Below are 13,187 nucleotides of genomic sequence, written 5' to 3'. Positions count from 1 at the left end.
TTATTGTGTCGTCAAATTGACGTCACTCCTTCTTGACTTAGCACAAAACGTGCCAAGATTATCTCGCCCTGCGAATACACCACTATGCCAACCGGGCATAATGTGGTGCCTCCTTTGAACGTTGTCATTTGCCGCTTGCCGGATAAAAATTGCCGCTTTCGGCAAGGATTTTCCTAAAGCTTGTCGTCTTGAGGCCGTTACATAAAGTGAAGCAATCGAGGGGTGTTCGGAATCCAACGTTTGCACTACTGCGGGTGGCCTGTTCGTTCAAACAGCCACCCGCCAGAAGAGAGAGGCATGTTCAACCTGCTCTTCTAACGGTGGGACGTCGTTTAGGCGACGCAACCCGCAGTCGCATGTTCTTCGGGAGAAATTATTATGGCTATGTATATCAACACCAATACATCATCACTGAACGCCCAGCGTAACCTGATGAATACCAGCAAGTCTTTGGATACTTCGTATACTCGCTTGGCATCTGGCTTGCGTATCAACAGCGCCAAAGATGATGCGGCTGGCTTGCAAATATCCAACCGTTTGACTTCACAAATCAACGGTCTGGATCAAGGTAACCGCAACGCCAACGATGGCATCTCGTTGGCGCAAACAGCGGAAGGCGCTATGGATGAGGTGACCGGCATGCTGCAACGGATGCGCACTCTAGCTCAGCAATCTGCCAACGGTTCCAACTCAGATAAGGATCGTGCTGCTCTGCAAAAAGAAGTTGACCAGCTCGGTTCTGAAATCAACCGAATTTCGAAAGATACCACCTTTGCAGGTACCAAGCTGCTCGACGGTTCTTTTGGTGGATCTTTCCAGGTTGGGGCGGATGCAAACCAGACTATCGGTTTTAGCCTCTCTCAGACCGATGGTTTCAGTATTTCTGGAATTTCTGTCGCTGCGGGAACCACGATCGATGTCATCAGCGGCTCGACTGGTAGTGTGACGACAGCTGTTGGCATTAGCACTATTTTTACTGGTGGTGGTTCTGGTGGCATCAATATCGGTAGCCAGAGTGAGGCACAAAAGGTGTTGGCCGCAGCAGATGCCATGCTGGGGGTGGTCGATAGTAAGCGTGCCGAGCTGGGTGCAGTGCAGAATCGGTTGGATTCGACCATTCGCAACCAGGCCAATATCTCGGAGAACGTGTCTGCTGCCCGCTCGCGTATTCGCGATGCGGACTTTGCCACCGAGACCGCCAATATGACCAAGCAGAACATTTTGCAGCAAGCGGCCTCAAGTGTATTAGCACAAGCCAATCAACGTCCTCAGTCGGCTCTATCTCTGCTTGGCTAACGATGGACTGTGGCTGATTGAAATGGGAGAGATAAGATGACAACTGAACTCGGTAATCTGTCATCTGCCAATGGTGCTTCCTTACAGCTAAGTGACAAGAGCGGCCAAGTGGCCGCTCAACTGCTTTCTGGTTTAATGGAAGAACCTGGTATTGCACTGCGGAAAAATCAGGATGTGGCAAAAAGTGATCTCCGGCAGGTACAAAGCCAAGCAGAGATTGAAAAACAGGTACAAAATTTGCAGGATTTTGGCTTGCAACAAGGCTGGACTGTTAATTTCAGCATGGAGCAAGACCTGGGGCAGGTAGTGATCAAGGTGGTTGACTCTGACACCCGATCTGTTATACGGCAAATTCCGAGTGAAGAGCTGATCGCAATTCACAAGCGAATCCTAGCACTGCGTCAGGGGGATGCGGGGGCTAACCCGAAACTGGGCTTGCTGCTAGATAGTGAGATTTAAATCAATAAATGAGGAGATGATAGCATGGCCATTACTTCTGCCGGGGCTGGCTCTGGACTTGATCTTGAGAGTGTGATTTCTGCTAGCGTGGCTGCTAAGAAAGCCCAGCTACAGAAACCCATTTTGACCAAGCAAAACAGCACCCAGATCAGCATATCTGGTATAGGTCAGCTGAAATCGTCCCTCACAGCATTTACTGACATTCTCGATACCTTGAGCAAACCCGGTGCTTTCAACAAGCGAGCCGTAACGATCACCCAGGATAAAGATAATCCAGTGATGAAGGTGGAGAGTAAAAGTGGGGGGTCTAATGGCCAGTACAATATCACTGTCAATAAATTGGCTACAACTAGCCGTGTCGAAGGTGAATTTAGCAGCTCGACCACTCCACTTGTCACTCAAGATGGCCAGTTGACTTTAAAAGCTGGCGACAAGGAGTTCAAGGTTGATGTCAAAGCAGGGGATACCTTGCAAGACATTCGCAAAAGTATCAATAGCAATGGTGATAACTTCGGTCTTAGTGCAAACATCGTCAATACGGCAGACGGTAAGGCAAAGTTTGTTATTGACTCCGGTATATCTGGAGATGGTAAAGATTTGGTTATCACTGGTAATAATTCTGAACTGGATATATTTTCTACAGGTGCCGCTGGTTCGGCGATGAGCCAAAAGCAAGCGGCTAGCAGTGCCGAAATTACTATTGATGGCAATACACTTAAAAGTGATACCAATGTGTTTGACGATTCTATTCAGGATTTGAAATTAACGATTCTACGAGTATCTGATAAAGAGAGTGATGGCACTACACTGAAGCCCAATAAAGTTGCAATAACAACTGATAAAACTGCCATTCAGGATATGGTCAAGCAGTTTATTGATGGTTATAACGCTCTGCAAGATAAAATGGATGCGTTGGGTAAGCGTAATAGTATTGTTGGTGGAGTTAGACAAGATGATGGTGGTGCACTTGCTGGTGATGCCAGTACACGAACCATTAGTAGTTTTATGGCTAATACAGTAACAAATAAAGCAGGGACAAGTACTACTTATTCAACCATCTTCGAAGTTGGAATTAAAATGGACAACAAGGGGAAGTTGTCTCTTGATAAAACGAAATTCGACGAAGCTGTGGATAAAAACTTTGACCAAGTCGTTGGACTTTTTGGTGGAGAAAAGGGTATTGCCGCAACTTTGAATGCAGGTTTAAAAGAGTATTCCAAGTCTAGCGGTGTGTTGGATCAGCGTACAGATATTTTGAATGCTGATTTGCGCAGCTTGAACCAGAAGCAGGCTACATCTAATGCTCAATTGGTTAAATACGAAGCTTCACTACGAGCTCAATATGGCAGCCTGGATGCCTTGTTGGTTAAAATGAATCACTCAGCGTCAGCACTGCAATCATTACAGATTAATAACCAGAAATAAATTTATATTACGAGGCGCAGGCGATGTACCAGCGAAATCTAAAAGCATATAAAGCAACCAGTATCGCGGCTGACCTTGCTGTCGCAGATCCTCATCGCGTTATTCAACTCATGATGCAGGGCTTTTTAGAGCGATTGGCACAATCTAAAGGGGCGATAGAACGTGGTGATATGGAAGCAAAGTCTATTGCAGTCTCTAAAGCTCAAGGGTTATTACATGGATTACAGGATGCACTTGATACAAGTCAGGGCGCAATTGCTGAAGATTTGTACAGTCTCTATGCATATATGGATGAGCGGATTTGGGATGCTAGTTTGGCGCGAGATGTCACACCCCTTGACGAGGTTATGGCTCTAATGGTGACGATCAAATCTGCTTGGGATCAGTTGCCGGAAGCCGAAAAGCAGCGTGGCTATCAGATGCGACAAAAGTTGGGTGAATTGTGAAAGTTACTCTTATCTCCCTCAATGAGGCATTACAGGATAATTTCCACTTGATAGAGGGCCTATTGCAACAGCAGAAATATGATGAGGCTATACAGTGCATGGATAATCGATTGGCCTTAATAGATCAGCTGGCGCAACTAGCCAAAGAGTGTCAGCTGCAACGGCAGGTGGTGGCAGAATTCGCTGCAAAGCTGTCTATTCAAGAAGAAACGCTACAAGCATTAACTATTAGTTATCATAATATTGTTTTTAAGAAGCTGGTTCAAGTCGGGAAAGGCAACAAGGCTGGACAGGCCTATAACCTGAATAGCAAGGAGTTCTGATGTCGGTCAATATTGATGCGATGCTATTAAAAGCTGAACAGGAAATGCGAAGACTTCAACAACAAGCAGAGCAAGAAGCTGCTATGATGGTAGCATTACCGCTTCGTTTTACTCAGAATATTGAGGCCTTTCGTCAATATATTCCACACATCGCTGATATGTATGAGAATTATTGCCCAAGCCGTCCGTTCAAGTTTTTTTGTAATGAAAATGGTCAACCAAACCTTAAATGGCTTGATGATGACGTCGTTGTTTATGGGGCTGACCCCTATCTTATCTGTGAGACACTTGTGGCTGAATTCATGGATAAGGGGGTATTGTCAAAATTTGCCTTCCGTCAGGAAGCGAACCCAATGGGTTCTATTCATGTTGAGCACCTTAACAATCTTAATATTTATAAGGATGAAATATCATCACAAGCAGAACACCTCGTTAAAGTACCAGATCAAGTCCCCTGCGCATTGATCTTTGGGGTCGGTTTGGGTTATCACCTTGGTTATCTTTATGAGCGTTGCAAAGTTAGCACATTGTTCTTGTTTGAGCCAGACTTGGATTTATTTTACGCATCATTGTTCTGCTTCGATTGGGCTCCACTGCTGGCTTATTTGTATCAGGAGAACCTGGGGTTGCACATTCTGTTAGGGCAGGATGAACAAAATATTGTCAGAGATTTTTCATCGGCAGTTAGTTGTCGAGGTGCTTTTTTGGTTGCAAACTCTTTCATTATGTGGGGCTATCAGAACGATGAAGTAAAAAGACTGATGAAAACGATACAGCAGCAATATTATCTGTTAGCGATGGGGTGGGGTTTTTTTGATGATAGCCTGATCGCACTGTCCCATTCTATGCGTAATATTGAACGTGGCGTGCCATTTTTTAAGAAAAATAAGAAAATTTCGCAAAAACACCAAAGAGTTCCTGTATTTATCATTGGCAGCGGCCCATCGCTAGATGATTCACTACCCATTATTAAAGCGAATAAAGATCGTGCTATATTGATATCTTGCGGCAGTGCGATATCTGCTTTGCATAAGCATGGGATCAAGCCTGATATAGAAGTTCAAATTGAACGTACCAAATCAATCTATGATTTCATGGTTAATCTGGATGATCCTGAATACTTACAGGATATTTTGTTTTTGAGCACTGATGTCGTTCATCCAGATTGTGCAACCCTGTTCAAAGAAACGGTTCTTGCGTTCAAGAGCAATGAACCAGGTGTGATGATGTGTCAGACATATTTCTCTGTCGTCAAAGATTTTTCCGCTTGGCAGGCAGTTAATCCCTTTGTTGGAAATATAGGGGTTCATGCACCTATCCAACTTGGATTTAAAAATCTATATCTGTTTGGTTTAGATAACGGTTATAAAGATAAAAATCACCATCACGCTAAGTCTAGTGCATATTATAATAATGAAATAAATGCCAAAATCTTGACTGAGTTGGTGTGTAGCGACAATGAACGGCAATGTGAGGGTAATTTTGGGGGTATTGTCATAAGTAATGCGATGTACGATACTTCGAGATATATTATTGAAGGTGTATTAGCCATCAATAAAGATGTACATTGTGCTAACTGTAGTGATGGTGCCAAAATATTGGGGGCTAGGTCTGTTCCCGCCAATGACATCGGACTATATCAGCCTATTGACAAGTCAGCTATCCTGCATGAAATTACGAACCGTCTCTGTGCCCCCTTGGTGCTACCAGTGCATGATTTTAACTCATTGCTTGATGTTGATTTTTTCAATCATGTTGTTGAGAAGATAACAGATGAATGGCAACGTGATTTTTCATCTAGAAATGAGATAAATCAATTGATGCTAAAGCATTTTGGTTATCTTTCTCAAATATCTACAACTAAAAATAGAGTAATAGCACAAATGTTGTACGGTTCAATGAATCATATGTTCGCTATGCTGAGTTCTATTCTTTATCTGTTTAAAGAAGAAGATAAAGCATTAGCCATGATGAAACCCGCAATCGAAATTTGGTTAGATTTTATGAGAAAAGCACAAGAGATGTATCCCAATGCCCTTAACAGCATAGATACAGTTGATGATGAAACAATAAATTTGTTTAAGAAATAAAAAAGCCGACCTTTAGGTCGGTTTTCTATTTTTAATACACTCGGACAGATATAAATCAAATGCATCATCGATGTCTATAGATGCACTTTTTTCCATAATATAGGCAAAAGAGTTACTAGAGTAAATATCTGACAATGAACCAACGTATTGTCTGTCAAAGATATAAATTGCACCATTTACTCGATAATAACGTTCTAGTTCTTGGCTACGTCGATTTGCAATAGTTGGAATAAAGCCTGCCATACTTAAATTGTCTGGTAATTTATTGCAATATTGAATTGGGTGTTCGAGTTCGCATACAGAGATGACAGCAGACGCATTTTTCATATTATAAAGAGCCATAGCTCTTTTAATATGATTTGCATTCCGCAATGGAGATGTTGGTTGTAGTAGTGTGACCATATCTACTGCTCTATATTGTGATTCAACCCACTTAACCATGTGGCTAATGACATCATTAGTGGTAGCCGTATCAGTTGCTAATTCAGCGGGTCGTATAAATGGCACTATTGCACCAGAATTGGCAGAGATGTTAGCAATGTCTTGAGAGTCTGTACTTACAAGAACCAGATCAAAAAGTTGGCTTTCAAGAGCGGCCTCTATAGTCCAGGTTATTAACGGTTTTCCTGCTAATGGTAATTTATTTTTATTCGGAAGGCGTTTACTCCCTCCCCGCGCAGGTATAATCGCAATATTTAGATTCATTATTAAAGGTCCTTGATATCTATTTGTGCTTTATTAAAATCATCAATTCTGCCGATGTCAAGCCAATATTCATTGATTGGAAACATTAATACATCTGCTTGCTTTGCTATTTGTTGCTCAAGTAGCGTTGGCATATCAATACGCTCATTTTTAGGCATGTTCATAAACAAATCAGGGCTTACTACATAGATTCCAGCATTTACTAGGTATCGTAGAATTGGTTTTTCTTGCATATTTATAATATGATGTCCATCACCATTGATAACACCATATGGGATTTGATAGTCATATTCACGGACACACATTGTAGCAGTTGGTTGATATTTATTATGAAAGTCGAGTAGTCGATTAAAATCTACAGTTGTCAGCACATCACCATTAATCATGATAAGTGGTAAGGGGGGGGTGTCTGCCGGAAGTAGACCCAATGCTCCGCCTGTTCCTAGTGGCGTATCTTCATGTATATATTGGATATTAGCTCCCCAAGATGATCCATCGCCAAAATAACTAGTGATCTGCTCAGGCATGTAATGGGTAGATATATAAATATTTATGAAGCCAGCTTTGAGAAACTGATTAATCAATATTTCTAGAAGTGGTTTTCCTCCCACTTTCAACATCGGCTTTGGGCAGAGATTGGTGAGAGGCCTCAATCTAGTTCCAAGTCCTCCTGCCATAATAAAAATCGGATTATCGTATGTTGGTTTGCTTAATAAGCCTTGGATTGTTTCCAAACCGACAACTAGACCATTGTCAATCAATGGAATGGATAAAATACATTTTGATTCCATGAGCGAGATGAGCTCTTCACGCTGGAGACCGACCTCTGCTGTTGTTGGACTTGTATTCATAATTTTAATGACAGTATCATGTAGCGATAGGCCATTTAGCAAACCACGACGAACGTCACCGTCGGTTACAACACCAACAAGATGGCCGTTTGTATCAACAACTAATGCAACCTTTAGGGCTTCTTTATTAATAACACCTAGAGCTTCTAAGATCGTTGAAGTCGGTGTGATTAATACATTTTTCCAGTTATGGCTCATGGTTGTCACCATCAGATGTTACATATGTTGAAAATGAAATACTTTGAATAAAGAATATATTAACAAGAGCGTTGACATACGCAAGTCAATTATATGTTTTTTTTTAAAAGTATACTTAATATTTGCGTAAGTAGATCCAAAGTATTTATGTAAAACCTAGTGCAAACTTTCCAGCGTTAGGTTTGGCATTGTTGAACTGTTATATTTTGCTGCACAGGATTAGAAATTCAGAGACTGTGTATTTCATGTTGTTTTCAGTTCTAGTTATTTTTTCAATGGAGTCGACATTATAGTTTTTTACTAATTCAAATACATCCTCTAATGAGGTAAATCTACTTTGACCTTTACCTGTTAGTGGTCCTTCTGTACAAACCCAGCGATTATAACCAGTATGTTCACCACAACCATCCCCCCAAGAACCTGATGAAAATGTTCTTGAGTATAGTCTCCCACTGTATTTTGTTACCCGCCATGCTTCATTATAAATATGTTTCGCAGTTTCATAATCAGCACAATAAATACATTCATTATCAATAACAGCATCAAATGACTCACTAGCATATGGTAGGTCATCTGCATTTCCAACAATTAATTCACCGTGTTGTCGCCAGTTTGGAAATTCTTTATCAAGGCGCAAGCTTGCCTGTTCAATGGCAATGCTTGAACGATCAATGCCACAAAAAGAAAATCCCTCCCTAGCAAGAAACCATATATTAGCGCCAGGGCCACATCCAATCTCGAGAACTTTAACATCTAGCCTGTTTTTAATCGAGTAAAAATTTCTTGCAATAAATCTGATTAAGTCCTCACTGGGATACTTTCCCCATTCTTGGTTTTTGAATACAGAATTCCAAATGTTATCATTTGACATAAACCCCTCTCCTTTTACTAGATGTTTTTCTTTTATTGATACTCTAACTTTACATCAAGGTCACCTAAGTGGCGTTTATGTAAAGTAAATTCTTCATGGATCTTTAAATTAACAAAAAGCAATTAAATTTTAATGTGACTGCTGGTTTTATATCTTTTCAAATGATCATGGTTCATAAGTTGCATTCCTTTATGGTGAAAATATTTACTTTAATATTAAAATTATTTTTGTGGCGCTATGTTCATCTCTACGTGGATGATTGTTACTAGAAATGAACATTAAAAATTTTAATAATAAATGTTACATGGTATCACTGAAATATCAGCATTTCAGAACTAAAACAAAGAAACCCTTCAAAGTACAAGATTTTTTAGCTGAGAAATTAGTGCATTGCTCTTCATCTTTCAACTCTATTTATTATATTACATATACGCTCAATGTCTTCTTTAGTATATCTGGAATCTAAAGGTAGTGACAATAGTTTGTCAGATAGATTATTTTCTGATTGTTCAATTGCGGGCCAATGAATAGCTAGATAAATAGAGTCTCTCATCAGCTCATGCCTTACTTCATCTCGTTTATTTAAAAGCAAAGGCAAAAAACTAGGAAAGGTAGGGGTGATATTAATGAAATTAATGTCACTCAATATAGTTTTAGAGAAAGTTAAGTTTTGCAGACGAACTTTTAAGTCCTCTTTTAAACAAGAATAAAAACACCCCATCAAATAAATACTTCTATCCTCTGGTTCAAAAATGTTTTTATTTTCATCGATTATAGACTCTGCATTTGAAAAATATTTCAAGTACGTTACTTCATGACCTTGTGATAAGTGTAAGAATTTGTATTTAGTTTCTTTTGCTTGATATTTTTTTTTCGAAAAAGAAGATATTCTTAATTTATTTACTATCAACAAAGGCTTATTAGAAATAATCTGACTAAAATCAGCTATTACAGTTATTTTTCGCAAGCTATTAAAATAGCACCAATGAGCCTTTGTATTGATCTCAGGCAGCTGAACATCGAATACACAATCTATAATTAAAGGTAATGAAGAATTATTTACTACGCTTTTAAATGTTGCTGATTCATGTCCAAAATACTTCACTACATATAGTGCATCGTAATCGTCCAAACAATCCGGTAGAGAAAACTCAAAGCTTTCTTTTACACTGTAAAAATCTACATGAATATCATATTCATGTAGGACATCAACAACGACTTGGCAAACAAAGTCAGGTACCAGAACTCGCTTGCCTTGCAACTCCATAGAGAGTAATACCCATCTTAAAGATGAGCGACCACTGTTTGTTGTCCCGTAAAACAGACCATCTTGAGCAATTTCTTGTTCGCCACCTATCGGTTTGCGGTTAGAATTTAACATCATAGAAACACTTTATCTTTAAGCTGTCCAAATCCACCAGCCTCAATGTATTTAATACCTTTTGAGAGCTATTACCCTGCCCATATGGGTTAGTGGTGTTTTCCAGAATATTTTTAAATTCTGATGTGTAAATATGTTGTATCGAGTCAAATATTTTTTTTGTATCCACATCAACATCTAAAACACTAGTAGCTTTAACACGTCCTTTTTGACGGTTACCTATATTAATAGTAGCAAGTTTGAATGAGGGGGCTTCTACAATTCCGCTAGAAGAGTTACCCACAATGGCATCTACATATTGTAACGCAGATAAATATCTTAGCTGTCCTAATGAAGTAAATGCGATCGCCTTGTATTTATTTTGAGCAGCGTAATCATCAATCATTTTATTTATCAATCGGCCGCCTACATCAGCATTGGCTTTAGTGAATATTAATAATGTATCCTCTAGTTTATCTAAGCTTCGTAAAATATTAGAGAAATCAATTGCTATCTCAGAAATATCTTTAGTTGTTTCTGGGTGATAAGTAAAGAGGATATTTCGTGCTTTAAGATTACACCCAATTGACTTTTCAAACTCTGAGCGAGACATCAGTTTCATTCGCATTAAGTTGTCCAAGCCAACTTCACCAACTGTAAACACTCTGCTTGGCTGTTCACCCATCTGTATCACTCGGTGGGTGTACTCATCCATAGCTGTAAAGTGAAGTTGTGACAACTTAGTAATAGCATGGCGAATCGTTTCATCTATGGTCCCTTCAGTTAGCTCACCCCCACTCAAGTGTGCAACAGGAATACGAGCAATATTGGCAGCCGAGACTATAGGGATAAGCTCATAGCGATCCCCTAATACTACAACAATATCTGGCTTTAACTCATCAAATGCTTCAGCAAAACTAATTTGAGCTAGTCCCATACTTTTACTGACACCTATAGGTGTGTCTGACGATAAGAGTATTTCAATTTTTTTGTTAACAGCAAAACCATCTTCTTCAATTTGCTGATTTGTCAAACCAAACTCTGGAGAAAGGTGGGCGCCGGTAGATATGATTTGTAATTCAAGGTTACTATCAGCTTGGATATCCTCTAGTAGGCACTTAAGTAACCCGTATTCCGCCCGAGTGGCAGTTACTACACAGATCTTACGCACTAGATCAGCTCCCCCTCACGATAATTTTTTTGCGCTACCGACCCTACAACTTCATCCCAACGAGTTGGTGAGATACCATTACCTGGGCGTTTTATTTTCAATATATCTGGTGAAAGCAGTGTGCCAACTGGAATATCTCGTCCTGCGACAATGCTTTTTCTAACAATATCACGGTTTAATTTCTCCGCATCAGTTGGCATTTTCCAACCATGACCCAAGGCCTGATCAATATTTCGAATTGCTTCTACCATTTTTTTCAGCTCCTCTGGTGTCAAACTTGCTTTATGGTCAGGGCCCGCCATCGTTTTATCTAAAGTAAAATGTTTTTCAATAATTCTTGCACCAAGGGCGACTGCTGCAATAGATACCTCGATACCTAATGTATGATCAGAATAACCTATCGCAACTCCAGGGAATGCATGCGATATTGTAGTCATTGCCCGCAGATTCACATCACAAGGCGCAGTAGGGTAATCTGTTGTTGCATGAAGTACTGTAATATCGGATAGGTTCATACCTGCTTTAGTCAGAGTAAATAATGCATGCTCTATTTCAGATAGATTCCCCATACCAGTAGAGAGAATTATGGGTTTGCCAAAACTAGCAATATGTCGAAGATATGGAGTATTAGTGAGCTCACCTGAGCCAATTTTAAAAATACTTTGTAAGTTATTTAGAAATGTTGCACTTTGCTCTTCATCTGGTGTAGACATAAAAATAATATTTTTTTCATCACAATATGCTTTTAGCAAAATGAAGTCGGAGTAACTCAACTCCAACCGTTTCAGCATTTGAAACTGAGTTTCCTCTCTCTGGGTATTATCAATCTGATAGTTCGCCATTCTTGCGTCTTTAGTTACCAGTAGTTCAGTTTTCCATGTTTGAAATTTTACAGCATTAACGCCGGCATCAAAGGCTACATCGATCAATTTTTTTGCTAAGTTGATGTCACCATTATGGTTCACTCCAGCCTCTGCAATAATAAAAGTATTGCTCATCATGTGTTCCTCTCAGCTCTGTATAGCTGGAATAATTTTGGAGGTTGCACTCCTTGATTTTGTTCACACCAAATTTGGTTCAACATCTGGCGTTTTTTTGGCATAAAATCCAAACCTGCAATATAAAAAGGGGAGATTAATGGCGAGAACTTAGACTTAAATAGAAATAAGCTATCATCTGGAGACGATGTCCGTCCTCCTCCTAACATCATATATTTGCATCCCTGCTTTTTCGCAAACTCGAATGCAGCATCAAGCAGCAGATAATTACCATTCTCTTTAACAAAATCAGGGTTATTGGCTGAAAGATGATAATGAGCAAGTTCTTTACTACACATAAAAAAACCAATAGATGCGTAAATATTTTCCTTTTTAATAGCGAGGAGGGATACTCCCGTTAAATTCATCAACTCTTTGAAGTAATCTTCTTTAAAGTAGAAAAAATTGCTTGCGGCATTTTTTTTCATAGTCAGATAATACATACCAATGAAGTCATTAAGGTTTACACCTTCAGTTTCGACTAACAAGTTTTTTTCTGCTTTTCTAACAATGTTTCTCGTCGTTTTTGAATAAAGATTGCGACGTTCTGTTATCGTTTTTTTTAAATCAACAATAACTACTTGTCGCTCAGGAAAGTGCATGTCAAACAACATGCTTTTATCAGCCATACTGTTAAAGGGATGAAATCGGATAAATTCACATATAATGTGATGCTGTTTACAGTATTCTCTGTATGCAGTGAAGGCATTTTGTAAAAATTGCTCATCCATACAGTTAGAGATAGGACCACCATACCCATAAGGCGTTTCTAAATCATATAGCTCCTCATCTATTTTTATTCCCGCAACATTCATTATTCGGCGTTTCAAAGCACTAAATTTTACGTAGTGACATCCTTCTTCATAGAAAAAGTGAAAGTAAGTACTGGCGCTCTCATACAAGGCCGAATAAGCTCGCTGGTAGTAGATATCTGACGATAGATCTGCAACCATTG

Annotated in this window: 13 protein-coding genes; 6 read left to right on the top strand and 7 right to left on the bottom strand. The window is 39.6% G+C overall.

All coding sequences use genetic code 11. The features are described 5' to 3' along the window. Positions 1 to 378 precede the first annotated feature (378 nt). Genes OKC44_RS00565 through OKC44_RS00540 form a run of 6 tightly spaced genes read left to right on the top strand, consistent with a single transcriptional unit; the run spans position 379 to position 6,039 of the window. Entirely contained in the window at positions 379 to 1,296 is a 918-nt protein-coding gene (locus OKC44_RS00565) for a flagellin N-terminal helical domain-containing protein (protein ID WP_073349730.1), read from the top strand. A 36-nt stretch (positions 1,297 to 1,332) separates the two neighbouring features. Then, positions 1,333 to 1,755 carry a flagellar protein FlaG gene (locus OKC44_RS00560; RefSeq protein ID WP_073349732.1) on the top strand — a complete coding sequence of 141 codons (423 nt, stop codon included), beginning with the start codon at positions 1,333 to 1,335 and terminating at the stop codon, positions 1,753 to 1,755. A 24-nt stretch (positions 1,756 to 1,779) separates the two neighbouring features. After that, positions 1,780 to 3,180, top strand: coding sequence for a flagellar filament capping protein FliD (fliD, locus tag OKC44_RS00555; protein WP_073349734.1), 1,401 nt, complete (start codon positions 1,780 to 1,782; stop codon positions 3,178 to 3,180). A 23-nt stretch (positions 3,181 to 3,203) separates the two neighbouring features. Continuing rightward, a complete protein-coding gene (fliS, locus tag OKC44_RS00550; protein ID WP_073349736.1) occupies positions 3,204 to 3,626 on the top strand; it encodes a flagellar export chaperone FliS in 423 nt (140 codons plus the stop codon). Continuing rightward, positions 3,623 to 3,949: a hypothetical protein gene (locus OKC44_RS00545; RefSeq protein WP_224480281.1), complete on the top strand. Its 327-nt coding sequence runs from the start codon at positions 3,623 to 3,625 to the stop codon at positions 3,947 to 3,949. Before fliS ends, OKC44_RS00545 begins: the two co-directional genes overlap by 4 nt. Next, a complete protein-coding gene (locus tag OKC44_RS00540) occupies positions 3,949 to 6,039 on the top strand; it encodes a motility associated factor glycosyltransferase family protein (RefSeq protein WP_083557437.1) in 2,091 nt (696 codons plus the stop codon). Before OKC44_RS00545 ends, OKC44_RS00540 begins: the two co-directional genes overlap by 1 nt. A gap of 12 nt (positions 6,040 to 6,051) precedes the next feature. Here OKC44_RS00540 and OKC44_RS00535 read toward each other — a convergent pair whose 3' ends face one another. The 7 genes from OKC44_RS00535 to OKC44_RS00505 form a co-directional block, all read right to left on the bottom strand. Next, the gene (locus OKC44_RS00535) at positions 6,052 to 6,744 is read right to left on the bottom strand and encodes an acylneuraminate cytidylyltransferase family protein (protein WP_224480283.1); all 693 of its coding nucleotides are present in this window, start codon (positions 6,742 to 6,744) and stop codon (positions 6,052 to 6,054) included. 2 nt (positions 6,745 to 6,746) lie between these two features. Then, positions 6,747 to 7,793 (bottom strand): nucleotidyltransferase family protein, encoded by a 1,047-nt coding sequence (locus OKC44_RS00530; RefSeq protein ID WP_073349739.1) that lies wholly within the window; start codon positions 7,791 to 7,793, stop codon positions 6,747 to 6,749. Positions 7,794 to 7,992: 199 nt separating this feature from the next. Then, positions 7,993 to 8,664, bottom strand: coding sequence for a class I SAM-dependent methyltransferase (locus tag OKC44_RS00525; RefSeq protein WP_073349741.1), 672 nt, complete (start codon positions 8,662 to 8,664; stop codon positions 7,993 to 7,995). A 397-nt stretch (positions 8,665 to 9,061) separates the two neighbouring features. After that, complete coding sequence (locus tag OKC44_RS00520; RefSeq protein WP_073349743.1) at positions 9,062 to 10,048, bottom strand: pyridoxal phosphate-dependent transferase; 987 nt, start codon at positions 10,046 to 10,048, stop codon at positions 9,062 to 9,064. Then, on the bottom strand, positions 10,032 to 11,195 hold the full coding sequence (gene neuC / locus OKC44_RS00515) for a UDP-N-acetylglucosamine 2-epimerase (protein WP_073349745.1): 1,164 nt from the start codon (positions 11,193 to 11,195) through the stop codon (positions 10,032 to 10,034). Before neuC ends, OKC44_RS00520 begins: the two co-directional genes overlap by 17 nt. Continuing rightward, the gene (neuB, locus tag OKC44_RS00510; RefSeq protein ID WP_073349747.1) at positions 11,195 to 12,196 is read right to left on the bottom strand and encodes an N-acetylneuraminate synthase; all 1,002 of its coding nucleotides are present in this window, start codon (positions 12,194 to 12,196) and stop codon (positions 11,195 to 11,197) included. The genes neuC and neuB overlap by 1 nt, the downstream gene beginning before the upstream one ends. Continuing rightward, the gene (locus tag OKC44_RS00505) at positions 12,193 to 13,185 is read right to left on the bottom strand and encodes a hypothetical protein (protein WP_270810426.1); all 993 of its coding nucleotides are present in this window, start codon (positions 13,183 to 13,185) and stop codon (positions 12,193 to 12,195) included. The genes neuB and OKC44_RS00505 overlap by 4 nt, the downstream gene beginning before the upstream one ends. Positions 13,186 to 13,187: the final 2 nt, after the last annotated feature.

It is taken from the genome of Aeromonas sp. S41-2 (assembly GCF_027705845.1).
Taxonomy (GTDB): Bacteria; Pseudomonadota; Gammaproteobacteria; order Enterobacterales; family Aeromonadaceae; genus Aeromonas; species Aeromonas hydrophila.
The sequence above is the reverse complement of the archived record's forward strand: the minus strand, read 5'-3'. Positions and strand labels throughout refer to the sequence as shown.